Origin of the sequence: Embleya hyalina (assembly GCF_003967355.1) — a bacterium.
Taxonomy (GTDB): Bacteria; Actinomycetota; Actinomycetes; order Streptomycetales; family Streptomycetaceae; genus Embleya; species Embleya hyalina.
In genome coordinates this window covers 374646-398900 of the sequence record NZ_BIFH01000016.1, presented here as the reverse complement: position 1 = coordinate 398900, position 24255 = coordinate 374646, and the positions used below count along the sequence as shown (strand labels likewise).

The window sequence follows — 24255 nt, the reverse complement described above, 5'->3', positions numbered from 1 at the left end:
TCAGCAGTGTGAACTGACGGTGCGTCAGCGAGTCGGGCGCAGGGTCTTGCTCCACAGGACGGTGGACGCGGCGTCCCGCAGGTTGACCGTCAGGTTGCCCGACGGGCCGTCGATCTCGACCTCGCCGAAGTGCTGGAAACCCTCCAGCGGCGAGAAGTTCGCGCGCGGCGGGGCGTGTACGAACTCGGCCTTGGGGCCGAAGGTGCCGTCCAGCGCGTTGGGGCCGAACGCGCCCGCGTTCAGCGGTCCCGAGACGAACTCCCAGAACGGGTCGAAGTCCTGGAACGCGGCCCGCGACGGGTCGTAGTGGTGCGCCGCGGTGTAGTGCACGTCGGCGGTCAGGAACACGATGCCCCGGACACCGCGACGCTGCGCGGTGCGCAGGACCGTCGCGAACTCCATCTCCCGACCCAGCGGCTTGCCGGGGTCGCCCTGCGCGACACCCTCCTGCGCGTTGGCGCCGTCCGGCACCACCAGGCCCAGCGGCAGGTCGTTGGCGATCACCTTCCACGTGGCCCGACTGCGCGAAAGACCCTCGATCAGCCACTCGCGCTGCCGGTCGCCGAGCATGCCGCGCTTGGGGTCGGCGTAGCGGTTGTCGTCGTTGCGGTCCTTGTAGGTGCGCATGTCCAGGACGAACACGTCCAGGTGCCGGCCGAAGGACAACTTGCGGTACACCCGGTCGTCGCCGATCGGCACCCACTCGCGGAACGCCTGCTTGGCCCGCGCGGCGAGCACGTCGATGCGCTTCTCGGTGTAGCGCGCGTCGTCGAGGATCTGGCCCGGGTACCAGTTGTTGCGCACCTCGTGGTCGTCCCACTGGTTGATCTGGGCGACCTCGGCGGTGAACGCGCGGTAGTTGCGGTCGAGCAGGTTGTACGCGAACTGGCCTCGGTACTCGGTCAGCGACTCGGCGACCTTGGACTTCTCCGGGGTGACCACGTTGCGCCAGATCCGGCCGTCGGGCAGCGTGACGCTCTCCACGAGCGGGCCGTCGGAGTAGACGGTGTCGCCGCTGTGCAGGAAGAAGTCCGGGCGCAGTCGGCGCATCTGCTCGAATATGGTCATCCCGCCCAGGTCGGGGTTGCTGCCCCAGCCCTGGCCGACACAGTCGCCCGACCACAGGAAGCGCACATCGGAGCGGCTGTGCTCGTGCGGCGCGGTGACCAGCGAGCCGGTGATCGGCTCACCGGCCGCGCCGCGCTCGCCCTCGACCCGGACCCGGTAGTGGATCCGCCTGCCCGCCGGCAGGTCGCGCAGCCGGACCCGGCCGGTCAGGTCGCCGTCGGGGGTCAGCCACGGCCCGCGGACACGGCAGGCGTCGCGCAGGTCGGGCCGGGTGCCGTACTCGACGATCAGTCGACCGAGCCGGTCGGCGCGGCCCCACACGATCGCGGAGGACGCGGTGACGTCGCCGCTCTGCACGCCGTGGCTCAGCGCGGGCCGGCCGGACGCGACGAACGCGGGCGCGTCCGACGTCGAGGCCGAGGCGGAGCCGGCGCCCAGGACGGGGGCGATCGCCAGGCCGGCTCCGACGACGGAGCCGGTGCGCAGGAGGGTCCTTCTGTCCACTGATGTCATGGATACGTGTGTAGTGGCGCCGGGCGACGTGGGGGCGAACGCCGGTTTGACGGTTCGTCAAGACTGGTCGGCGGGCCGGGGGTGGATCCGCCCGCCGACCTGCGGTCGAGGGGGCGGCGGATGTGCGGGGCGGCGGCCCGCCGGGGTACGCGCCGACCTGCGGCCGAGGAGGCGGCCGGTGTGCGGACGGCGGGCGGCCCCGGTCCTTCGGAGGGGTGATCGTGGTCAAGTCGGGCGGCTGGGCGGCCGATACCTCCGACGACGTGCCCACGTTCCGGAGGAGACCCACCCGTGCCCTCGCTCGCCCGTGTCGCCGCCCCCCTCGCCGCCGCCGGCCTCGTGCTCGGCGGGCTCGCCGCGCCCACCGCGCATTCGGCGCCGGCCGCGCCGACGTCGAGCTACGCGGCGCTGGGCGATTCGTACAGTTCGGGGGTGGGCGCGGGCGACTACCTGCCCGACGGCGGCGACTGCAAGCGCAGCGCCAACGCCTACCCCTCGCTGTGGCACCGGGCGCACCCGGCGGCGGAGTTCGCCTTCGCCGCCTGCTCCGGCGCGACCACCGCGCAGGTGCTGGGCGGGCAGACGTCCGTGTTGAACGCCGACACCACGCTCGTGACGATCAGCGTCGGTGGCAACGACGTCGGCTTCGCCGACACGATCCGCACGTGTGTACTCGGGGACGACAGGGACTGCGCGGACGCGGTGGCGACGGGGACGGCGTATGCGCGCGACCGGCTGCCGGCCGATCTGGACGCCACCTACGCACGGATCCGGCTGCTCGCGCCGCGTGCGCGGCTGGTGGTGCTCGGGTATCCGCGCCTGTTCGAGCCGGGCGGTTGCCTGTTCGGGCTGAGCGAGGCCAAGCGGCGGGTGCTGGACGAGGCGGCCGACATCCTGGACGAGACCACGGCCGGGCGCGCGGCGGCGGCCGGCGCGGACTTCGCGGACGTACGGGAGCGGTTCGCCGGCCACGGGGTCTGCGGGGCCGACGAGTGGCTGCACGGGGTGACGTTGCCCCTGGACGAGTCGTACCACCCGACGGCGACGGGGCAGGCGAAGGGGTATCTGCCGGGGTTGGTCGCGGTGGTGGGGTGAGCGGGGCCGCGCGGGGGCGGGGTGCGTGGCGGGTCGCGCGTGGTTCAGGTCGGGCCCTCGGTCAACACCTCGCCGAGCGCGGTGCGTTGGTAGCGCACCGAGCGGCCCACGCGCAGGCCGGTGACCAGCCGGGCGCGGCGCAGTACGGCCAGGTGGTCGCCGACGGTGCCCAGGGGTAGGTTCAGCCGGGCGGCGAGTTGTGTGGTGGTGGCCGGGATGTGCAACGCGCGCAGGATCAGCGCGCGTGTGCCGCCGAGCAGGTCGGCCAGCGCCGCGTCGTCGGAGGGAGCCGGGGCGCCCATGAGTTCGGCCACGCCTCGGGCCGGATAGACGATGGCGTACGGCCACGGCGGTTCCACGTAGACGATGCTCGCCCCGAACGCCGAGGGCACGAACAACAACCCCGCGCCGCCGAGCACGATCGTGCCGGTGTCCTGGTGGCCGGCCACCTCGATCGCGCCCTCGTCGTGCCAGCGCAGCCGGGGCGACAGATCGCTCAGCGCGGCGCCCCAGCCGTAGGTGGTCAACCGCCCGGCGGTGCGCACCAGATCGTGCTGCAACACCGCGTGCAGCGCCGGCCACTCCGGCTCCAGGAGCGCCGTCCAGGCCGCCTCGATCGCGTCCGCGAGCCGCGCGACCACGTCGGGCGCCTCGAACAGCGCGCGCGCCGCCGCCGACGGCGGGCGCAGCCCGGCCAGATTGCGCGCCAACTCGCCCCGGGCCCGGTCGAGCGGGGTGGCCCGTACCGCCGCGAGTTCGTCCCCGATGCCGGTCGGTATCCCCGCCGGCGGCGGATGCAGGAAGTCGGCGTTGTAGCCGCCGCGCCGATACAGCGAGGTCATCGCGGCGACCGCCGGCATCTCCCGACGCAGCCGCTCGTACGCGGGCCGCAGCCGCTCGATCCACGGCCGCAGCGGCCCGGCGTGATGACTGCCCGAAAGGGTCCGCAGCACCAACACGGCCTCGCCCAGCGGGGAGATCGCGAACCTGCTGCGCGCCACGTCGGCCGGCCCGACCTGGATCCTGAGCACCCGACACCTCCCGCCCGCAGCCTGCCAGGTTTCGGTCTGTGCCGAAAGTTTGGCCCGCGTCCGGCGCGCCTCGGCAGGCTCGCCGCATGATCGGTGACGACGTCAGACCGGCGACCTATCGCGAGATCTTCGCGGTGGGCGCCTTCCGGGTGCTCTTCGGTTCCTACGTACTCCTGCTGGTCGGCGACACCGTGCGGATGCTCGCGCTCGCGGTGCTCGTCTACGAACGCACCGGGTCCCCGGCGCTGTCCGCGCTCGCGTACGTGGCGGGCTTCGTGCCGCAGGCGTTCGGCGGGGCGCTGCTGCTCTCGCTCACCGACCGGCTGCCGGTACGGGCGGCGATGGTGGGCTACGACCTGATCCGCTGTGTCATGGCGCTGGTGCTCGCGGTCGACGTGCTGCCCGTGTGGGCGGTGTTGGTGCTGCTCGCGAGCGTCGGCCTGGTCAGCCCGGTCGCGGGTGCGGCCCGGCAGCGCACCCTGCCCGAACTGCTGCACGGTGACGCCTATGTGCTGGGCCGCTCGGTGTTCGGGGTGACCGCCGGGGCGATGCAGGTACTCGGGTACGCGGTCGGCGGGGTGCTGCTCGCGCTGGTCGGGCCGGGCGGTGCGCTGGTGTTCGCCGGGGTCGTGGCCCTGGTGTCGGCGCTGGTGGTGCGCCTCGGACTGGCGCGCGGGACGCCGGCGGAGGGGGTCGCGTCGGGTGGCGGGGCCGAAGTGGGCGGCCGGGGCGAAGCCGGCGGCGGGGCCGAGGCGGGTGGCGGGGCCGAGGTGGATGGCGGGGCCGGGGCGGGCCCTCGGCCCGAAGGCACGATACGGGCGACGTGGCGGGTCAATCGCGAACTGCTCGGCGATCCGGTCGTGCGCGGCCTGCTGCTGGCCCAGTGGGTGCCGGCGAACCTGACCGTGGCCGCCGAGGGGGTGATCGTGCCGTACGCGCCCGATCACGCGGGGCTGTTGTACGGCTCGACCGCCGCAGGGATGTTGCTCGGCAATCTGCTCGTGGGGCGCTTCGTCCGGCCGACCCGACGGGAGCGGCTGGTGCCGTGGCTGGCGCTCCAACTCGGTATCCCGCTGCTGTTCGTCGCCGCGAGCCCGCCGGTGGGGGTGACGGCCGCGCTGTTCGTGCTCTCCGGCGCGGGCTTCGCCTACCAACTCGGCCTGCAACGCCGATTCCTGGCCGCCGTCCCGAAGGCGGGCACCGGGCAGGCGATGGGGCTGGCGATGACCGGGACGATGACCCTCCAGGGCGTGAGCATGGCCGGGGCCGGCGCACTGGCCGGAGTGTTCGACCCCGGGCATGTGATCGCACTGTCCGGCGTGGCCACGATCATCGGGACGGCCATGGTGTGGCGGATGTTGCGGCCCGGAGGCGTGCCGACGCCGGAGGCCGCGGTGGTGTGAGCGGGAGTGCCGGCGCCGTCGTGGCTCCCGAGGTTGTGCCGATCGGGCTCGAAGTGGCCGTCCTGTAGCGGGTGTTCCGCGACGGATGACGTGGCGGGCGGGCCGGGTCGGTTCGGTGGTGAGGCAATTGGTGCTCGACGTGTACCCGATCCGGTTCGTCCCGACCGTCGACGCGGGGGTGATCACGGGCCGCACGTGTTCTCGGTCGGTGAACTCCGGTGCCGGCGCGCGGCGTCGGTCCGAAATCGTGGGCGGGTCGGCGTGGCTGAACTGCGAGCACGTGTCCGGGAATCGACTGTCGGAGGGTGAGTGGGCGGGGCTACGGTGGCAGGGGCCCGAACCGGCATCGTGGCTGGTCCGATCCGGTGTACAGGCAACTCCCCCCGGCCCCGAACGCGATCGCGGCACCGTGCCGGCCGATCCGGCGGGGTTCGGCCCGAACCGGATTGAATAGCCCCGCGGAACGCCTTTGGGGAGGCCCCTCCGTGGCGCGGCGGGCGAGGCGGAACGCGGCGGACCCCCGCGCTCCGCCTCGTCGGGGCGACGAGCAGGGGTCTCGCACCGGTGCGGGCGAGTTGTGCGTGGGTCGTGCGTGGGTGGTGAGCGGGTCGGTCGCAACCCGCCTGCATAATTGTCGCTTTCGGGACATCGGCGTCCGAACTCCTGTTCCCTTCCCTGCCTGTCGCGGCCCTTCCAGGCCCCTCATCTGCGGGGCTTCGGCGGAAAACGCCCCATCGCCCTCGCCGGGGGCGCTACCTTCGCCATAAGGACCCGATGCCCACAAGTTCGATCCGTCCACGCTGCCGACCCCCGGGCGGCGGGTCCCGGACACCCGTCAGGAAAGGCCGATCGCCGTGCCGCACCCATTGCTCGACGCCGTCGACACCCCGCAGGATCCCGCCGCTTTCCTGCGCTCGATCGGAACCGTGCACACGACCTTCGGTGACCAGGACTCGGGTGCGGTCTCCTACGGAGTGCACGCCGAGGGGAACTGGTTCGTCAAGACCGGCCCCAACCCCGCGTCCGCGCTCAGCCTGCGTCGTGCGATCGACCTGCACGCGCACGTCCGCCACCCGGCGATCGTGCCCGTGCTGCACACCTTCACCGCCGGCGGTGTGCCCGTGACGGTGGGGCCGTGGCGGTCCGGCGAGGTGTTGTACCACGCGACCGTCAAACGTTCGGGCAAGCTGCTGCGCACCGGCGCGGCCTCGCCGCTGGCCCGCTTTCGGGCGCTGCCGCTGGACGACGTACACGCGGCCCTGGACGCGATCCTCGACGCGCACCGGCTGATCGACGCGGCCGGCTACGTCGGGGTGGACTGGTACGACGGCTGCGTGCTCTACGACTTCCCCGCGCGTCGGGTGCACCTGATCGACCTGGACGAATACCGCGGCGCGCCGTTCGTGCTCGACTGCGCCCGGCTGTCCGGGTCCACCCGCTACATGCCGCCCGAGCACAGTCGGCGCGGCGCGCTGGTCACCCGGGCCGGCACGGTGTTCCTGCTCGGCCGCACGCTGCGCCTGCTCCTGGACGCGGGCGACGAGGAGCGCGCGTGGCGCGGCACCCTGGCGCAACTCGCGGTGGTCGAACGGGCGACCCGGCGCGACCCGGCGGAGCGCTATTCGAACGTCACCGAACTCTTCGACGCGTGGAACGCGGTGGCGCCGGCGGGCATGCTCTCGGGTACGTATCGGGCGTGATCCGGGACGCGCGCCGATCGGGCGTCGCGTCGGGTCCCGCGTCGGGTCCCACGTCGGGTCCCACGTCGGGTCCCGCTTGCGGCCCGGCTTCGGGCGTGGCTGCGCGCCCGGCGGCGGGTCCGGGTGGGCTCAGCGTCGTGGACTGCCGAACAGGTCGTCGCGGGCGTCGTCGAGGGCGGTCAGGACCGCCCCGTCCAGGATCGCGCTGCCCGGGACGGTCCCCGCGAGTACCCGGGTGGCCAGGGGCGTCAGCTCGGCGAGTCGCGACTCGACCCGCCCGGCGAGCGCCGCGCCGCCGGCCCGCCCGGTCTCCCCGCCCAGCACCACGCAGCCCGGGTCGAGGATGACGGCGAGCGCGGCGGCGGCGAGTGCCACCCGGTCGGCGAGTTCGTCGAGGAACGCGGCCCCGGCCCCGGTGTCCCGCTCCACCGCGGCCCGTACGCAGTCCTCGGCGGTGCCGGTGAGGCCGTGTCGGGCGGCCAACTCCTCCACGGCGGCGCCCGACGCCAGGCTCTGGAAGCCGCCCTCGCAATCCGCCCGCGACGGCAGCCGACCCGTCCCCGGGACCGGCAGGAAGCCCAACTCGCCGCTGCCGCCCGACATGCCGCGACGCAGTCGGCCGTCCAGCATCACGCAGGCGCCGATCCCCTGGCCCAGCCACACCAGGACGAACGTGTCCAGGCCGAGAGCCGCGCCGAAGCGCTGTTCGGCGATGCCGGCGAGGTTGGCCTCGTTCTCCAGGACCACCCGGCCGCGGTCGCGGAGCGCGGCCGGCAGGAGCGCGTGCCAGGCCGGGAGGAAGTCCTCCACCCCCAGGTTGCCGGTGACGGGGTCGATCAGGCCGGGCGCGCCGACACCGAACGTGTGCAGCGTCTCGGCACCGGCGCGGGCGGCGGTGTCGTCGACGAGGGCCAGGACGTCGGCGATGGCGCGGGTCGGCTCCCGGTTCGCCGGTATCGCGAGCGAGCCGGACGCGGCGATCCGGCCGGTCAGGTCGGCGACGACGACCTCGACGCCGCCCAGGCGGACATCCAGTCCGGCGATGTAGGCGCGCTCCGCGACGATCCCGTACAGCCGCGCGTTCGGGCCGCGTTGGCGGGTGCCGGACTCGCCGGCCAGGTGGATCAGTCCCGCGCTGCCCAGACGGTCGACCAGGTCCGCCACGGTCGGGCGGGAGAGCCCGGTCAGCGTCTTGAGCTGGGCGGCGGTGAGGGGGCCGTGCTCGATCAGCAGATCGAGGGCCAGGCGGTCGTTGATCGCACGACACGTGCTCGGCGTGGCGGTACGGGCGGTGACTGTCATGGGAACCGATCCTACGCAAAGTCTTTCTTTCAGGAACCCTGCCTGATAATTTTCCCGCCATGACCGACACGAACACCCGAGACACCCCGCCCATCCCGAGACCCCCCACCACAACGCCCCCGGGCCACCCGCCATCGCCGCCGCGAACCGCCGGCGGGAACGACGCACACGAGCCGCCGGACACGGCCCGGGTGGACGGTGCGGCCGAGCGAGCGGATGCGGGCGGGCCGGGTGGTGGGCGCCCGGTGGCCGGTGCGGTGGGCGATGTGGGCACGGACGGGGAGGCCGGGCGGGCTCGGGTCGCGGCTTGTCTGATCTTCGCGGTGCATGGGTCCGTGGGGGGTGGGTTCGCGGCTCGGTTGCCGTGGTTGCAGGGGCATCTGGATTTGAGCGCGGGGCAGTTGGGGGTCGCGCTCGCGGCGCCCGCCGTCGGGGCGTCCCTGGCCATGCCGTTGGCTGCTTCGCTGGTGCATCGGCACGGGGGGCGGACCGCGCTGCGGTGCCTGATCGCGGTGTGGTGCGCGGTGCCGCTGTTGCCCCTGTCCGCACCCGGGTTGGGCTGGTTGTGCGCGGCGCTGCTGGTGTTCGGCGTCGGGGCCGGGATGTCCGACGTGGCGATGAACACGCAGGGTCTCGTGGTCGAGCAGCGGGTCAAGCGCTCGACGTTGCCCCTGCTGCACGGGATGTGGAGCGCCGGCGCGCTGTTCGGCGCGGGCGTGGGCGCGGCGGCGGCGTTCGCCGGACTGGACGCCCGCCTGCACATGGCGGGCCTGGCCGTACTGCTCGCGGTCACGGGCTGGTTCGCCGGCCGCAACCTGCTGGACGCGCGGCCGACCGCCGCCGTCGGCGACGGCGCCGAGGCCCCACCACGTTTCGCGCTGCCGTCCAAGGCCGTGCTCGCGATCGGCGCCGTCGGCTTCTGCGGGGTGTTCGCCGAGGGCGCCGGGGCGAACTGGAGCGCGGTCCACCTGAAGGAGGTGGCCGGCGCCTCCCCCGGCGTCGCGGCCCTCGCGTTCACCGGATTCGCCTGCACGATGGCCGTCGCCCGACTGCTCTCCGGGCTGGTGGTGGACCGCTTCGGGGTGACCCGTACGATCCGCGCCGGGGCGGCCCTGAGCACCGTCGGCGCCGTCGTCGTCGCCGCCTCGCACACCCCCCTGCCCGCCGCGCTCGGCTTCGCGCTGCTCGGCGTCGGCGTGGCCGCGGTGCTGCCGCTGACCTTCGCGGCGGCGGGCCGGGTCGGCGACAATCCGAGCCGGTCCATCGCCGGCGTGGCCACGGTGACCTATACGTCCGGCCTGATCGCCCCCGCGATCGTCGGCGCCATCGCCGACCACGCCTCGCTCAACACCTCGTTCGCCGTGGTCGCCGTCCTCACCGCGGTCCTGATCCCGACCGCGCGGCTGCTCAACCCCTCGGCGCCGCCCCCCGTCGGCGACCGTCCCGCCGCACCCGAGGCCGCGCCGCCCGCGGCCGCGCCGTTCGAAACCGCCGCGCCGCCGGCGCCCGGGCCCGCCTCGGGTTCGGTCCGGATCGGTACCTCCACGTCGGGCGCCGCCACCACCGTGGTGTTCCCGCCGCCGGAGCGCTGACGGGTGCGGACGCGGACCGCACCGCCCGGCCCGGGGCGCCCCCACGCCGCGGGCCGGGCCACGCGGGCCGAGGTCAGCCCAGGGCCTTGACGATCTCCCGGGCGAGCGGGGCCGCCGAGGACGGGTTCTGGCCGGTGTACAGGTTGTCGTCGACGACCACGTTCGGCGCCCACGGCCCACCCTCGCGGAAGTCGACGCCCAGGTCGATCAGCCGGTCCTGGAGCAGCCAGCGGGCCCGCTCGCCGAAGCCCGCCTGGGTCTCCTCGGCATTGGTGAACGCGGTCACCCGACGGCCGGCGAACGGCGACGCGCCGTCCGCGTCCGCCGTGGCCAGCAGCGCCGCCGGCCCGTGGCAGACCACGCCCAGCGGCTTGCCCGAGGCCAGTGCCGCGACGAGCAGCGCGCCGGAGGTCGCGTCGACCGCCAGGTCCTCCATCGGCCCGTGCCCGCCCGGGTAGAACACGGCCGCGTAGTCGGCGAGTTCGACCTCGGCCAGGTCCAGCGGCGCACGCAGCGCGACGAACCGGTCCAGGCCCGCGGCGACCTCCGCCGCCCCGTCCGGACCGCCGTTCACATCCGGAGCCAGGCTCGCCGCGTCGACGGTGGGCACCACCCCGCCGGGCGTGGCCACCACGACCTCGTGACCGGCCGCGGTGAACGCCTCGAACGGGGCGACCGCCTCGTCCGCCCAGAAGCCGGTCGGGTGCCGGGTACCGTCGGCCAGCGTCCAGTGGTCGGACCCGGTGAGCACGAACAGGATCTTCGCCATCTGTCATCTCTCCATTCGGGGCGGCCGAGCGGGGTGGGCCCGGGCGTCCTCGTGCGATCGGCCGGCACACCCTCGCGCCGTCGCGTTCGAACGTAGATCGCCCACCCATCAGGGTTCAAATAGGCTCTCCATCATGAGTCATGCGAATTCCGATGGGTCGGCGGGCGTGGAGCGGCCATCCGTTCCGACGCCGACGCCGACGTCCGCGATACCGGACGTGCGCGGCCCGTTGGACCTGAGCCTGCTGCACACCTTCCTGGCCGTGCACCGGGCCGGCTCGTTCACCGGTGGCGCCCGGGTCCTGGGCCTGTCCCAGCCCACGGTCACCACCCGGATCCGGGCGCTGGAGCGGCGACTGGGTCGCACGCTGTTCGAGCGGCTGCCCCGGGGCGTGGCGGCCACGCCCGTCGCCGACGACCTGGCGGTGCGGGTCGCGGCGCCGCTGGACGCGCTCGCCGAGGTCACCGAGCCGGACCGGTTCGGCGTCGACCCGCCGGCCGAGCCGGTGCACCTGGCCGGTCCCGCCGACATCCTGTGCACGCTCGTCCTGCCCGCGCTGGTGCCGCTGATCGAGCGCGGGGTGCTGCTGCGCATCGCCACCGGGTTGACCGACGAGCTCCTCGAGGGGCTGCGCGCGGGTCGGCACGACCTCGTGCTCGCCACGATCCGGCCGCGCGGTCGCACGCTGGCCGCCGTACCGCTGATGGACGAGGAGTTCGTGCTGGTCGCGGCGCCGGTGTGGGCGCGGCGGGTCGACCCGGCGCGGATCGCCGCCGAGGGCCCCGCGGCGCTGCGCGAGATCCCGCTGGTCAGCTACGCCGAGGACCTGCCGATCGCGCGCCGCTACTGGCGACACGTGTTCGGCACCCGGCTCACCGAACGTGCCGCGATCACCGTCCCGGATCTGCGCGGCGTACTGGCCGCGGTGGTCGCCGGCGCGGGCCTGACCGTCCTGCCGCGCTATCTGTGCGCGGCCGAGTTGGCGACCGGCGCGCTGGTGCCGCTGCTCACCCCCGACGACCCGCCGATCAACACCGGCTTTCTGGTACGCCGCGCGGGCGCGGCGCAACATCCGCATCTGGGCCTGGTGGAGCAGCGGTTGATCCGGGCGGCGCGGGGGTGGTGAGGCGGTCGCGGTCATCCGGCCGCGGCGACCGCCGCCGCGAGCCACCGCCGATCAGGCCGCCGCGACCGCCCGGGTGAGTTCGGCGAGGAGGTCCGTGCCGCTCCAGTGGCGGGATTCGCCCGGCGGGGCGGCCTCGGCCTCGCGGATCAGTTCGATCAGGCGCGCGTTGGCGGGGGCGGTCAGGCCGTTGCGCCGGGCGATGGCCAGGACCTCGCCCTGGACGCTGTCTATCTCGGTGGGCCGGCCGCGTTCCAGGTCCTCCCACATCGAGGAGCGCGCCTGCGCGTCCACCCGCAGGGTCGAACTCGCCAACCGGCGGAACAGCGGGTCGGGCAGCGAGAGCAGTCGTCGGGTACGCGCGGCGGAGGCCGGGCCGAGCTTGGCCGGGCGGATGCCCTCGGCCCGGAACGCGGCCAGCGCCTCGCCCTGGCACAGCGCGAGGCAGGCCCGGTAGTCGCGCCGGCCGAGTTGGTCGCGCAGCGGCAGGCCGGACAGCGCGTTGATCGCGTTGTTCAGGTTCATCAGCAGCTTGGCGTGTTGGACCTCGGGCATGTCCTCGCGGACCTGGATCGGTACGCCCGCCTCGACCAGTACGTCGACCAGCGGCAGCGCCCGGGGGTTCGCGTCGATCATCAGCGCGCCCGACGTGCCCTGGTGGAACACGGCGGGCTCGGTGCGTACGACGTTGAACGGGACCATGCCGGCCAACACGGTGTGCGCGGGCAACGCGGCGCGCAACACGGCGGGATTGTGTACCCCGTTCTGCAGGCTGACCACGAGCGCGGCCGGGCTCAGCCGTCCCGCCAGTTCCCGGCCGGCCTCGGCGGTCGCCGCCGACTTGACGGTGACCAGCACGAAATCGGCGCCGGCGACCGCGTCGGGCGTGGTGGCCACGGTCAGCCGCTCCGGCGCGACCACCGTCGGGGGCCGGCCCGCCCCCGACACCGTCAACCCGTCCCGGAGCGCGTCGGCGAGCGCCGGTCGGCCGACGAGCGTGACGTCGGCGAACGCGGCGAGCCGACCGCCCAGGTAGCCGCCGACGCTGCCGGCGCCGAAGATCGCGATCCGGGTGCGGGGCCGCGAACGGGGAGCGGGTTGGGACATCTACAGCCTCCGCCTACGGGTGGGACGAGCCGGTGGGGCCGGCCGGGGACCAATCCGCAAGGGTACGTCCCCGCACCGCACCCGTGTTCGAGGTGTCCGGGTCGGGTCGCTCACGTGCCGCCCGGGCCGATTCGGGCTTGACCCTGCCGTTGGCGGCAGGGTCGGAGCATCGCCGCATGGACACCACCGAAACCCCCGTCGCCGACCCCCGCATCGTGCTGATCACCGGCGCCGGCACCGGCATCGGCCGGGCCGCGGCGCGCGCGTACGCCGCCGAGGGCGCCCACGTGATCGCCGTCGGCCGCCGCCCCGCACCGCTCGCCGAGACCGCCGAGGGCCACGACCGGATCACCCCGCTCACCGCCGACATCACCGCCGAGGGCGAGCCCGAGCGCATCGTCCGCACCGTCGCCGAGGCGCACGGGCGGCTCGATGTGCTGGTCAACAACGCCGGCATCGTCGGCACCGGCGGGCTGGGCGCCTACACCCGCACCACGATCGACCCGCTGCTCGCCACCAACCTGATCGCCCCGCTCCTGCTCACCCAGGCCGCGCTCCCCCTCCTGGAGCGCGCCGGCGGCGTGATCGTCAACATCACCACCTCGGTCGGCCAACGCGCGTGGCCGGGCAACTCGCTCTACGCCGCGACCAAGACCGCGCTCGAACTGCTCACCCGCAGCTGGGCGGTCGAGTTGGCGCCGCGCGGCGTACGGGTGGTCGCGGTCGCCCCCGGCGCGGTCGGCACCCCGATCGCCGACCACAACGGGGTGAGCCCCGAGCGGCAGGCCGCCGTCCGCGCCTGGCAACTGGCCCACACCCCGCTCGGCCGCATCGGCGCGCCGGAGGAGATCGCGTGGGCGATCACGGCCCTGACCGCTCCGGGCGCCTCCTTCGTCACGGGCGTCGTGCTCCCGGTCGACGGCGGCGCGGTCGTGGGTTAGGTCCCGGCCGGCTCGGCGGGGGTTCGACCGGTTCGCCCCGTAACCGCCGTGCGAGGATCGTGTGGATCGGGCCGGGGTGCCGACCCGTGCGGGCGGGCCGGGAGGGTACGGGGTGCGGATCGGGGAGCTGGCGGACGCGACCGGGGCCACCCCGCGCGCGTTGCGGCACTACGAGCAGGCGGGGCTGATCGAGTCGGCGCGGGCGGCGAACGGCTACCGGGAGTACGACGCGCGGGTGGTGGCCCGGGTCCGGTCGATCCGGGACCTGCTCGCCGTCGGGCTGACCCTGGACGACGTACGGGCGTTCCTGCCCTGCCTGGACGCCGGGGTCGACGTCGCCGCCCGACCGCCGTCGGACACCGCCCTGCGCATCGCCCTCGACCGGCTGGCCGTACTGGACGCCCGGATCGCCGCGCAGACCGCGGCTCGGGACAACCTGGCGGCGGCCCTGCGCCGCGCGGGCGTCGAGCGGATCCGCAGCGCGTAGAACGGGCCCCGGGCCGGTCCGCGCCGGCCACCGCCCGGAACCGCGATGTCACACCCGGCGGGGCTGGTTCGGCGAACCCACCCATCCACAAGCGCCTCGTTCCGCATCGGAGCGAGGCGCTTGCGCCGGCCCTCGTCCTGACCTACGCGGCTGCCTGTGTCCTCTGACTCTATCTGGCTGGCCTGCACCGCCGAGACGACCGACGAGGTTCCCTACTGGGGGCAGGTGATCATTCTGGGCGTCCCCGGTTTGTTCGCCGTCATGCGCAGGCTTCGTGCCACCGGGCAATCCGTCGGTTCGAAGCCCGGAAGCGTCCCCGTCACGCGGAGGCAGGCGCCCGAACTCTGGCGCACGGTCACGGATTTGGCCGAACGTATCGGCACCGCGCCCCCGTCGCGGATCCGGCTGACCATGGAAACGAACGCCGCCGTGGTCGACGACTCCGCCTTCGGGGAACAACGCGGAACGCGAAGAATGTACATCGGACTTCCGCTCCTGGCCGGACTCGGGGCCGACCGGCTTCGCGCGGTGCCGGCGCACGAACTCGCCCACTACGCCCGCGGCCACACCTGGATTGCGGCGATGACGCACCGGGGTTCGGTTCTCGTCCACAGCGCCCGCCACGACCGGATCGGCTGGAAAGTGAACTCCTTCGCCATCCCGCGCTTCGCCCTGTCCGTGTACGGCCGATGCTACGACCTGCTCTCGCTCGCCATCCGGCGCCGCCAGGAGTTCGAAGCGGACGCCGTCGCGGCGCGGATCGTGGGGCGCGACGCCCTCGCGGAGGCACTCGCCATGACGCCCGAAATCGACCTGGCCTGGCGGGACTTCCAGGATCGGTTCCTGACGCCGATGTGCGCCGAGGGCCGGGCGCCGGACGACCCGCTCCGGGTGTTCGCGAACATGCTCGCCGATCCCGAATACCGCGACCGCCTCGAATCACGAAGTGCGAACCACCCCGAGTCGGCCGGGTCCCGCCACGATTCGCATCCGCCGCTCGGCGACCGCCTCGCGGCCCTGGCCGAAATGCCTTGCGAACCTGCGGGTGCCGACCGGGAGCCGACACCCGTCCTCCTCGAGGCGACCGGCACCCTGCCGGCGACGGTCTGGCCGGCGCTCGCCCGACTCCGAACCGGGCGGGCACAGGTCTCCCGGCCGTGGGCCACCTGGCTCCGCGAGGCCACGCGCCTGGAGACGACCCGGGCTCTGCGCGAACTCGCCACGCCCGTCGGCCTCATCGCCACATCCCGGGCGCGCTCGCGGTCGGGCGTCTCGTCGGCCGACGTTCTGGACCTCCTGGAGGCCGGCCGCGGCCGGGAACTGTCCGCGGCTCTGCGCGCCACCGCATGGGGCCAACGCCGATGGGAACTCGCCGATGAGGACCAACTCCCCATTGCTCTGGGCAGCTTGGTCGGCCACGAGCTGGTCGCGGCGAAGCGGGGCACCTGGCAGGTCAACTGGGTCGGTCCGGGTGTCTTCCGCCCTGCCGACGCGGAAGCCGGCGCCGCCCATGCCCTGGTGGGCGGCGCCGCATCGGACCCCGCGACCGCACACGAACTGCGCACCCGCCTCGACGCATGCGGCGTGGACGTCACCCGCCCCGTGGCGGCGCCGAGCGAGAGCGATGTCCGCGGGCGACGTGGCGGGGCGGCGACCGCGCGCGAAGCGGCGGACCCGTCGACGACGGCGCGGTCGACGACATCCGAGCAGCGAACGAAGGCCGCGGTCGTCCTGGTGGGCGCCGTCCTCCTGTCCGTCCTGACGCGGACGTTCGCGCGGATCCACGACACTCCCCCGCCATTTCGTCCGTCGATCCCGGTGGGCTCGTACGCGGGGTACCCGACGCGCGTCGCACCGACGTTCGGTTCCGCGTTCGATGCCTCGGCCCGGCCGACGGCCCTGCCCTCGCACCGATTCCCGATCGACGACTGGTATCCCCTGCCATCGCTCACGCTGCGACCGCGTGAGTGGACGATTCCACGCACCGGCTCGACCGGGAGGCCATAGGGGCGGCCGGAAAGCGGCCGTGTCGAAGTTCCGGGCGGGCAAGGGGATTTGGTCCCGGGGGGACGGCCCGGGTGTGGTGCGGGTGCGCGCGTTCGAGCGGTACCGGTCGGGGCCGCTACCGGTCGGGGCCGGGTGGCCGTGCCGGTGTCGGTGGGGTCAGGAGGCCGTTGTCGATTCCAGGGGGCGGTCGTCGGTGCGGACCGCGTCCAGGTATTCGGCGATCGCGTCCCGGTTGCGGATCAGGCAGTTGACGCGTTCGGTCATCCGGTCGCGCTCGTGTTCGAGCGTGGCGATCATCTCCGGTGTCGCGTCGGGGAAGTGGATGATCCTCGGCTTGTCGAGGCAGGGGAGGATCTGCCGGATGATCCGGGTCGGCAACCCGGCGTCGAGCAGTCCTCTGATCTGCATCACCCGGTCCACGAAGAACTCGTCGTAGTCCCGGTAGCCGTTCGCCGAACGATCGGCGACGATCAGGCCCTGTTCCTCGTAGTAGCGCAGCAGTCGTCGGGGGGTACCGGTGCGCTCCGACAACTCTCCGATACGCATGTGATCCACCTCACGTCTCGTCGCTTGACCTTCACATCAATGTGAGGGTTCGAGCATACGCAGCATGAGCAACGACATCACCGCACAATCACCTTCCCACACCACGATCGCCCACCGAAAGCTGCCGATGGGCGCGCTGTTGGCACTGGCCACCGCCGTGTTCACGACCAGCCTGACCGAGACGTTGCCGGCCGGGGTGCTGCCGGCGATGGGTTCCGACCTCGGGGTCGGCGAATCCGCGATGGGCCAATCCGTGACGATCTACGCGATCGGTACCGCGCTGACCGCGATCCCGCTGTCGACCGCCACCGCCGGTTGGCGCCGCAAACGGCTGTTGCTGACCGCGATGGGCGGCTTCGCGGCGGCCAACACGGTCACCGCCGTCTCGGCGAACTACCCGCTCACCATGGTCGCCCGCTTCGTGGCCGGGGTGGCCGCGGGCGTGGCCTGGGCGCTGCTGGCCGGATACGCCCGCCGCCTGGCGCCCCCGCACCTTCAGGGCCGCGCGATCGCCATCGTGATGGCCGGCATTCCGGTCGCGCTGTCCCTCGGGGTACCGGCCGGCACCTTCCTCGGCGACGCGTTCGGCTGGCGCACCACGTTCTGGATCATGACCGCGCTGGCCGTGGTGCTGATCGGCTGGATCGTCGCGCTCGTCCCCGACCATCCCGGCCGACGCCCGGACGAACGCAAGCCCCTGCTGCGCACGGTGGCCATTCCCGGGGTGGGCCCCGTCCTGTTCGTCACGCTGGTGTTCGTCCTGGCGCACACCATCCTCTACACCTACATCGCCTCCTACCTCGACCACGTCGACATGGACGGCTCCACCGACCTGGTCCTGCTCGTGTTCGGCGGCGCGTCGCTCGTCGGCATCTGGATCGTCGGCGCGCGGATCCACGGTCGGCTGCGCGCGCTCACCATCGCCGCCACGCTGTTGTTCGCCGCCGGTGCCGGTGTGCTCGCGGTGCTCTCCGACAGCCACGCCATGGTCTATCTCGCGGCGATCCTGTGGGGCCTGGGCTGGGGCGGCTCACCCACCCTGCTCCAGACCGCCGTCGGCGAGGCGGGTGGCGAGGACGCGGACGCGGCGCAGGCCATGCTCGTCACGCTGTGGAACGTGGCGATGGCCGGCGGCGGTGTGGTCGGCGCGATCCTGCTCGACGTGCTCGGCGCCGCGTCCTTCCCGTGGAGCGTGTCGGTGCTGCTCGTCCCGGTCCTGGCCGTGGTGATCGGCGCCCGTTCGCACGGCTTTCCGGCTCGGCGCGGCGCCTCCGGCGAGTGATCCGGGGCGCCGGGCGACACCCCGACGACACCTCCGACGACCCGGCTCGGCCCCCGCCTTCGCGACGGGGGTCGGGTCACTAGGGTGCAGACATGAGCGTGCAGGGATACCTCTCCGAACTGTTCTCGCTGGACGGCCGGGTCGCCGTGGTGACCGGAGGCAGCTCCGGTATCGGCCGGGCCATCGCCGGGGCACTCGCCCGGGCCGGCGCCAGTGTGGTGGTCCTCGCCCGACGGGAGGCCGAACTGGCGGCCACCGTCGACGAGTTGACCGGCCATGGGGCCAGGGCCGCCTGGGTGAGCGCGGACCTGGGCAGTCGCGCCGGGGTGCGGACCGCGGCGGACGCGGCGGCCGAGATCTTCGGTGAGCCCGACATCCTGGTCAACAGCGCCGGGATCAACCTGCGCCCGCCGATGGGCGACATCGACGACGACGTGTGGGACCGCACGATGGCGGTGAACCTGGAGGCGCCCTACCTGCTCGGGCAGCGGTTCGGCCCCGGCATGGCCGAGCGCGGCTACGGCCGGCTCATCCACGTCTCCTCGCAGCAGGCACACCGCGCGTTCGTGCAGAGCGGCGTCTACGGCGTGTCCAAGGGCGGGTTGGAGTCGCTGGCCCGCTCCCAGGCCGAGGCCTGGTCGCCGCACGGCGTCACCGCCAACACGCTGGTGCCGGGGTTCGTGATGACCCCGCTCAACGCCCGACTGTCGGCCGACCCGGAGCGGGTCGCCGCGCTGGCCGCCCGCACCATGGTCGGACGCAACGGCGTGGCCGAGGACTTCGCCGCCGCCGCGGTGTTCCTGGCGAGTGCCGGTTCGGCGTACGTCACCGGCCGGTCGATCTTCGTCGACGGCGGCCTCTCGGTGCACTGAGCCCTTCGGGCTCGGCGGGGTGCGGGAGCGGCGGGCGATGCGGGAGCGGCCCGTCGCCGCGACGGCGGCCCGCCCCCGAGGGCGGGCGAGAGTCGGGGCGCGGGCGGCCCGCGTCCGAACGGGCGGTTACGGCGGGGGTATCGGGAAATGCGGTGGACGGCCGGTCCACCGTCGCCGATGATCCGCTGGTGAACAATCCCGATGACACCTCCCGGCCCCCGTCCACCACCCCCGAGCGGCAGGTTCGCTGGATCCCGCTGGTCGGCCGGCCGCTGACCGCCCTGCTGGCCGGCGACCTGGCCGAGGCCCGCGAGCAGACCGGCTTCGACCTGCCCGAGTTCTTCGTGTCCGAACAGGCGCGCCGGTTGTGGCGTTACCGCTTCGACCAGGTCACCGCCGACCCGGCGAGCGCCCCGTGGCTGGTTCGGGCGGCGGTCTCCGAACCGGACGGCGCGGTGGTCGGCTACGCCGGCTATCACGGGCCGCCGGACGGGAACGGCATGGTGGAGATCGGCTACACCGTGGTGCCGGAGGCGCGCCGCGGCGGCTACGCGCGGGCGATGCTGAGGTCGCTGCTCGTGCGCGCGGCCGAGGAACCCGAGGTGCGGGTCGTCCGGGTGACCATCTCCCCCGACAACGCCGCGTCGCTCGCGACCATCCGGGGCTTCGGCTTCGTCGAGACGGGCGAGCAGATGGACGAGGTGGACGGCCTCGAGATCATCTACGAGGTGCCGGCCGATCGGATCCTGTCGGCCTGACCGGCACCGTTCCGGGCGGTGCGGCCGACCCGTCCGTGGTCAGCGCGCGCCGGCCCGGGTGCGCTCGGCGGCCGAATCCGGCTCCGCCGCCCGGTCGCCGTCGCCGCTCCCCGCGCGCCGGAAGTTCAGCGCGACCAGCGCGGCCGCCCCCGCGCCGACGGCCGCGCCGAACACCGCGACGCGCAGGCCGTGTGCGGTCGCCACCCGCAGCGCCTCGCCGCTCCGGCCGCCGCCCGTCCCGGAGTTGGCCAGCGCGACCAGTACGGCCAGGCCCATCGCGCCGCCGACCTGTTGCCCCGTGGACGCCATCCCCGACGCGACGCCCTGCTCCGGGGCCGGCACGCCGGTCGCGGTGGCGGCGAACATCGTGGTGTAGACGACGCCTTGGCCGAGCCCGAAGACCAGCAGGCCGGGAATCAGGTCGGGATAGGCGCCGTGCGCGGAGATACCCAGGCCGATCGCGACCAGGCCGAGCGCGCTCGCGGCCAGACTGGCGAGCAGCGTGGACCGTACGCCGAACCGGGTCGCCGCCCGGCCCCCGAGCAGCGAGCCGAGGAAGCCTCCGCCCAGCGGGATCAGGAACGCGAAGCCGGTGCGCAGCGCGCCGTACCCGTGCACGACGTGAAAGTGGACGGTCAGGAAGTAGGGCAGGGTGCCGAGCGTGGCCATGAACAGGAACGTCACCGCCATCCCGGTGCCCAGGTTGCGGTTGCGCAGCAGGTGCGGCGGCATCAGCGGGTCGGCGGTGCGCCTCTCGATCAGCGCGAACCCGGCGAGGGCGGCGATCCCGGCCGCGCCGGCGGCGAGTACGCGCGGTGCGGTCCAGCCCTGCTCGGGGCCCTGCACGAGGGCGAACACGACCGACGTGGAGCCGGCCGTCGCGGTCAGCGCGCCGGGCACGTCGAAGCGGCGGCCGACGGTGCGGGCCGGATCGGCCGGCAGTACGACGAACGCGAGCAGCGCGGCGCAGCCGGCCAGGGGCACGTTGACGAAGAACACCGCCTCCCAGCCCAGCGCCTGGGTGAGTACGCCGCCGAGCAGCGAACCGAGGATCAGCCCGCCGGAGCCGGTCGCGGCCCATACGGACAGCGCCCGATTGCGCGCCCGGCCCTCCGCGAACGTGGTGTTGACCAGGGACAACGTGGCGGGGAAGAGGAGGGCGGCGCCCAGGCCCTGCCCGGCGCGGGCCGCGATCAGCGCCGCGGGGACGCCGGCCAGACCGCCCGCGAGGGAGGCGACCGCGAACAGGCCCAGGCCGAGCACGAACATCCGCCGCCGGCCCAGCAGATCGGCCATCCGGCCGCCGAGCAGCAGGAACGCGCCGAAGGCGACCGCGTACGCGCTCACCACCCACTGGAGGGTCTGCGTGGAGAAGCCGACGCCCGCGCCGATGTCGGGCAGCGCGACATAGACGATGTTGTAGTCGAGCGAGGTGATCAGACTCGCGAAGGCGAGCAACGCGAGGGCGGCGCCGGGCCGGCGGAGGGCGGGAGCGGTACCGGATGCGGGCATGGCGAAGCCTTCCGGACAGAGGTGGGGGGATCGCCGGTGTCCGTCCCGAAGGCGCCGGCGGCGACCCCCCGAACGCTGCCACGACCACGCTCCGGGCAGCAGTGGAGCGCCCACCCTGGGATCCCCGGTCCCTGGATGTCCGGGTCTCTGCCGGCCGGTCGCCCGGCCGTCGAGGATCGGGGGAACACGGCGCGGCCGGCCCCCGACGCGCCGCCCAGCCGAGGAGTCGAGATGCCGGTACAGCTCAACCACACCATCGTCGTCGCCACCGACAAGCGCCGCTCCGCCGCCTTCCTGGCGCATGTCCTGGGCCTGACCGTCGGCGCACCCTACGGCCCGTTCCTCCCGGTCGGCACGGCGAACGGGGTCACCCTCGACTTCTGGGACGCGCCCGAGGAGCGGGTGACCCCGCAGCACTACGCGTTCCTGGTCGAGGAGGCCGAGTTCGACGCGATCGTGGACCGGCTGCGCGGCGCCGAGGTGACCGTGTACGCCGACCCGGACCGGCGCGTCGCCGGACGGATCAACACGTGGAACGGCGGCCGAGGCGCGTTCTTCGCCGACCCGGACGGCCACAACATGGAGATCATCACCCGGCCGTACACCTGACGGTGGCGATCGGTGGGCGCGACTGGGGGGCGGGGCAGGGGTGCTTCCGAGGCATGTCCCCCGGTCGGGCGGGCCCGGGGCGGGCCCTCAGGCGTGCTCGGTGTAGGCCCGGCGCAGCCGCTCCACGCCCTCGACGAGCCGCTCCGGGCCTTCGGCGTAGGCGTAACCCACGCGCAGGTACGGGGCCGGGGGCTCGGCCGTGAAGTAGCCCGGTCCGGGTGTGACCGCGACGCCGGCGCGCAACGCGGCCGAGGTCAGCGCCCGGACGTCCCGACCGTCGGGCAGCCGCAGCCAGAAGTGGTAGCCGCCGTACGGCAGTCGGGCGGGCAGCAGTTCGGGCAGCAGCCGGGTGAGCGCGTCGACCATGACCCGGCGTCGATCGCGCAGCGCGACGCCCAGCGCGCGCAGGTGTCGCGGCCAGCCCGGGGCGCCGACCAGTTGCAGGGCGGTTTCCTGGAGCACGCGCGGCACGAAGAAGCTGTCCACCGCCTGGACCGCGCGCAGCCGCTCGAACGCCGGTCCACGCGCGGCCAGCGCGGCGACCCGCAGGCTGGGCGAGCCGGCCTTGGTCAGCGAACGGATGTGCACCACCACGCCGTTCGGGTCGTCGGCGGCCAACGGCGCGGGCAGCGGGGGCGCGTCGCCGTGCACCAGGCGGCGGGCGTAGTCGTCCTCCAGGACGAACGCGCCCGCCGCGTGCGCGATACGCACCACCTCCGCGCGCCGCTCGGGGGCGAGCACCGTACCGGTGGGGTTCTGGAACAGCGGCTGGCAGACGAACGCGCGGGCGCGGGTGGCCGCGAACGCGTCGGCGAGCAGATCGGTACGCACCCCGTCGGCGTCCACCGGCACCGGCACCGGACGCAGCCCGGCGGCCTGGGCGACGGCCAGTATCCCGGGGTAGGTCGGCGATTCGACCAGCACCGGCGACCCGGGCGCGACCAGCGAACGCAGCGCCGTGGTCAGCGCGTTCTGCCCGCCGGCGGTGATCAGCACGTCCGAGGTCGCGACCGCGCCGCCGATGTCCCGGGCGAACCAGGCGCGCAGCTCGGTCAGGCCCTCGATGGGCGGCCGCTCCCACGCGCCGGGACGCCGGCCGGCCCGGGTCAGCGCCGTGGCCAGGGCGCGCTCGGGTTGCAGCGACGGGTGCAGGTAGCCGCTGTTGAGGTCGATCACCTCGGGCGGGGCCACCGCGAGCGCGGACAACACGCCGGTCGCGTCCGGGCTGCGCCGGGGCGGGAGGCCGGGTTCGGCGCTGAGCGCGACCTCCTGCCAGGAGGTGTCGCCGGTGGCCGGCACCGGGCGGGTCGGGTCGGCGCGGTAGACGCCGGCGCCGGGGCGGGAGACGACCAGGCCCTCGGCGGCGAGTGTGGCCATCGCGCGGGAGACGGTCACCGGGCTGACCCGATGGCGGTCGACGAGCGAGCGACTGGACGGCAGCTTCTCGCCGACCGAGTAGCGGTCCAACTCACTGCGCAGGATCGCGACCAGATCGACGGTACCGCTACTGTTGTGCATGACAGCACAGAATAGCGCTATTCGTCCGGCGCCGATAGCGGTCGGCGGAACGGCTCTCGCCGCACTGGCGATCCTGGCCTTCTCGCTCAGCTTCCCGGCCACCGTCTGGGCCCTGGCGGGCTTCGGCCCGTGGAGCGTCACGGGCCTGCGCGGTCTGCTCGCCGCGCTGTTCGCCGGGGCGGCGCTGCTCGCCGTTCGCGCGCCGCTGCCCGCTCGGGGGGACCGGCTCGGCCTGGTCGTGGTCGCCGTCGGCTGCGTCCTCGGCTTCCCGCTGCTCACCACGCTCGCGCTGCAGACCTCGTCGACCGCGCACTCCGCGGTGGTGATCGGCCTGCTGCCGATGGCCACCACGGTGTGCTCGGTGCTGCGCACCGGCGAGCGGCCGAGCCGGACCTTTTGGGCGGCGGCGCTCGCGGGGGCCGCGGTGGTCCTGGGCTTCGCGCTCACCCGGGGCAGCGGCGGCATCGGCCTGGCGGACGGATACCTGTTCGCGGCCCTGGTGTTGTGCGCGGCCGGCTACGCCGAGGGTGGCCGACTGGCCGGACACCTCCCGGGTTGGCGGGTGATCGCGTGGGGCGTGGTGGCGGCCGCGCCGATCACGGCGGCGACCGCCGCGGCGGGCCTGGCCACCGAGCCGGTCCACCTCGACGGCCACGGCGTCGCCGGCGTGCTGTACCTCGCGGCCGTCTCGCAGTTCCTCGGCTTCGTGGTCCTGTACCGGGGCATGGCCCGCATCGGCGTCCCGGCCGCCAGCCAGCTGCAACTGGCCCAACCGCTGCTGACGTTGCTCTGGGCGGTACTGATCCTGAACGAGTCCCTGACCCCCTCGATGCCCGTCACCGCCGTCGCCGTCCTGGCCTGCATCGTCCTCACCCAACGCACGAGATCGACACCGCCCGGGACGTCGAACGGCTGACGAAGCGAACAATCGCGCACCCCGGCGCCGGAACGGACCGGGGCCGGGCGGGCGGCGCCGAGGCCGGGGTCGGAACCGGGTGGAAATGGGTGGCCGCGCGGGTT

21 protein-coding genes are annotated in these 24255 nt (G+C 74.1%); 13 read left to right on the top strand and 8 right to left on the bottom strand.

What is annotated here, in order from left to right:
• Nucleotides 1–24: 24 nt before the first annotated feature.
• Nucleotides 25–1581 carry an alkaline phosphatase D family protein gene (locus EMA17_RS12455; protein ID WP_126636997.1) on the bottom strand — a complete coding sequence of 519 codons (1557 nt, stop codon included), beginning with the start codon at nt 1579–1581 and terminating at the stop codon, nt 25–27.
• Nucleotides 1582–1872: 291 nt separating this feature from the next.
• Between EMA17_RS12455 and EMA17_RS12450 the strand changes: the two genes are divergently transcribed.
• The gene (locus EMA17_RS12450; RefSeq protein WP_126636996.1) at nt 1873–2676 is read left to right on the top strand and encodes an SGNH/GDSL hydrolase family protein; all 804 of its coding nucleotides are present in this window, start codon (nt 1873–1875) and stop codon (nt 2674–2676) included.
• Nucleotides 2677–2720: 44 nt separating this feature from the next.
• Here EMA17_RS12450 and EMA17_RS12445 read toward each other — a convergent pair whose 3' ends face one another.
• Entirely contained in the window at nt 2721–3707 is a 987-nt protein-coding gene (locus EMA17_RS12445; RefSeq protein ID WP_126636995.1) for an ArsR/SmtB family transcription factor, read from the bottom strand.
• 86 nt (nt 3708–3793) lie between these two features.
• On the opposite strand from EMA17_RS12445, the gene EMA17_RS12440 reads away from it, so the two are divergent.
• Both EMA17_RS12440 and EMA17_RS12435 read left to right on the top strand, forming a co-directional pair.
• Nucleotides 3794–5110, top strand: a complete 1317-nt coding sequence (locus EMA17_RS12440) for an MFS transporter (RefSeq protein WP_126636994.1) — start codon at nt 3794–3796, stop codon at nt 5108–5110.
• Nucleotides 5111–5964: 854 nt separating this feature from the next.
• Nucleotides 5965–6810, top strand: a complete 846-nt coding sequence (locus EMA17_RS12435; RefSeq protein WP_126636993.1) for a serine/threonine-protein kinase — start codon at nt 5965–5967, stop codon at nt 6808–6810.
• 129 nt (nt 6811–6939) lie between these two features.
• Here EMA17_RS12435 and EMA17_RS12430 read toward each other — a convergent pair whose 3' ends face one another.
• Nucleotides 6940–8112: an ROK family transcriptional regulator gene (locus tag EMA17_RS12430; protein WP_126636992.1), complete on the bottom strand. Its 1173-nt coding sequence runs from the start codon at nt 8110–8112 to the stop codon at nt 6940–6942.
• A gap of 323 nt (nt 8113–8435) precedes the next feature.
• Here EMA17_RS12430 and EMA17_RS12425 point away from each other — a divergent pair, with 323 nt between their 5' ends.
• Nucleotides 8436–9704, top strand: coding sequence for an MFS transporter (locus EMA17_RS12425; RefSeq protein ID WP_246126614.1), 1269 nt, complete (start codon nt 8436–8438; stop codon nt 9702–9704).
• Between the two features lie 73 nt (nt 9705–9777).
• Here EMA17_RS12425 and EMA17_RS12420 read toward each other — a convergent pair whose 3' ends face one another.
• Nucleotides 9778–10473: a type 1 glutamine amidotransferase domain-containing protein gene (locus EMA17_RS12420; RefSeq protein ID WP_126636990.1), complete on the bottom strand. Its 696-nt coding sequence runs from the start codon at nt 10471–10473 to the stop codon at nt 9778–9780.
• A gap of 133 nt (nt 10474–10606) precedes the next feature.
• Between EMA17_RS12420 and EMA17_RS12415 the strand changes: the two genes are divergently transcribed.
• Nucleotides 10607–11599 (top strand): LysR family transcriptional regulator, encoded by a 993-nt coding sequence (locus tag EMA17_RS12415; protein WP_126636989.1) that lies wholly within the window; start codon nt 10607–10609, stop codon nt 11597–11599.
• Between the two features lie 51 nt (nt 11600–11650).
• Here the strand turns inward: EMA17_RS12415 and EMA17_RS12410 are convergent, their stop codons facing one another.
• Nucleotides 11651–12703, bottom strand: a complete 1053-nt coding sequence (locus EMA17_RS12410) for a 2-dehydropantoate 2-reductase (protein ID WP_174861349.1) — start codon at nt 12701–12703, stop codon at nt 11651–11653.
• Between the two features lie 176 nt (nt 12704–12879).
• Between EMA17_RS12410 and EMA17_RS12405 the strand changes: the two genes are divergently transcribed.
• The 3 genes from EMA17_RS12405 to EMA17_RS12395 all read left to right on the top strand — a co-directional run bounded on the left by EMA17_RS12405 (nt 12880) and on the right by EMA17_RS12395 (nt 16138).
• The gene (locus EMA17_RS12405; protein WP_126636988.1) at nt 12880–13644 is read left to right on the top strand and encodes an SDR family NAD(P)-dependent oxidoreductase; all 765 of its coding nucleotides are present in this window, start codon (nt 12880–12882) and stop codon (nt 13642–13644) included.
• Nucleotides 13645–13756: 112 nt separating this feature from the next.
• Nucleotides 13757–14131 (top strand): MerR family transcriptional regulator, encoded by a 375-nt coding sequence (locus EMA17_RS12400; RefSeq protein WP_126636987.1) that lies wholly within the window; start codon nt 13757–13759, stop codon nt 14129–14131.
• 156 nt (nt 14132–14287) lie between these two features.
• Nucleotides 14288–16138, top strand: a complete 1851-nt coding sequence (locus EMA17_RS12395; RefSeq protein WP_126636986.1) for a M48 family metallopeptidase — start codon at nt 14288–14290, stop codon at nt 16136–16138.
• 156 nt (nt 16139–16294) lie between these two features.
• Here EMA17_RS12395 and EMA17_RS12390 read toward each other — a convergent pair whose 3' ends face one another.
• Entirely contained in the window at nt 16295–16684 is a 390-nt protein-coding gene (locus EMA17_RS12390) for a MerR family transcriptional regulator (RefSeq protein ID WP_126636985.1), read from the bottom strand.
• Nucleotides 16685–16748: 64 nt separating this feature from the next.
• Here EMA17_RS12390 and EMA17_RS12385 point away from each other — a divergent pair, with 64 nt between their 5' ends.
• The 3 genes from EMA17_RS12385 (at nt 16749) to EMA17_RS12375 (ending at nt 19596) form a co-directional block, all read left to right on the top strand.
• Nucleotides 16749–17966 carry an MFS transporter gene (locus EMA17_RS12385; RefSeq protein ID WP_126636984.1) on the top strand — a complete coding sequence of 406 codons (1218 nt, stop codon included), beginning with the start codon at nt 16749–16751 and terminating at the stop codon, nt 17964–17966.
• A 92-nt stretch (nt 17967–18058) separates the two neighbouring features.
• Nucleotides 18059–18838, top strand: a complete 780-nt coding sequence (locus tag EMA17_RS12380) for an SDR family NAD(P)-dependent oxidoreductase (protein ID WP_126636983.1) — start codon at nt 18059–18061, stop codon at nt 18836–18838.
• Nucleotides 18839–19026: 188 nt separating this feature from the next.
• Nucleotides 19027–19596 (top strand): GNAT family N-acetyltransferase, encoded by a 570-nt coding sequence (locus tag EMA17_RS12375; RefSeq protein WP_246126613.1) that lies wholly within the window; start codon nt 19027–19029, stop codon nt 19594–19596.
• A 39-nt stretch (nt 19597–19635) separates the two neighbouring features.
• Here the strand turns inward: EMA17_RS12375 and EMA17_RS12370 are convergent, their stop codons facing one another.
• Nucleotides 19636–21108: an MFS transporter gene (locus tag EMA17_RS12370; protein ID WP_126636982.1), complete on the bottom strand. Its 1473-nt coding sequence runs from the start codon at nt 21106–21108 to the stop codon at nt 19636–19638.
• Between the two features lie 231 nt (nt 21109–21339).
• Here EMA17_RS12370 and EMA17_RS12365 point away from each other — a divergent pair, with 231 nt between their 5' ends.
• Nucleotides 21340–21717 carry a VOC family protein gene (locus EMA17_RS12365; protein ID WP_126636981.1) on the top strand — a complete coding sequence of 126 codons (378 nt, stop codon included), beginning with the start codon at nt 21340–21342 and terminating at the stop codon, nt 21715–21717.
• Between the two features lie 87 nt (nt 21718–21804).
• Here the strand turns inward: EMA17_RS12365 and EMA17_RS12360 are convergent, their stop codons facing one another.
• Nucleotides 21805–23235 (bottom strand): aminotransferase-like domain-containing protein, encoded by a 1431-nt coding sequence (locus EMA17_RS12360; RefSeq protein ID WP_126636980.1) that lies wholly within the window; start codon nt 23233–23235, stop codon nt 21805–21807.
• Between EMA17_RS12360 and EMA17_RS12355 the strand changes: the two genes are divergently transcribed.
• Nucleotides 23234–24151 (top strand): DMT family transporter, encoded by a 918-nt coding sequence (locus tag EMA17_RS12355; RefSeq protein WP_126636979.1) that lies wholly within the window; start codon nt 23234–23236, stop codon nt 24149–24151. The genes EMA17_RS12360 and EMA17_RS12355 overlap by 2 nt on opposite strands.
• The last annotated feature ends 104 nt before the right edge of the window (nt 24152–24255 follow it).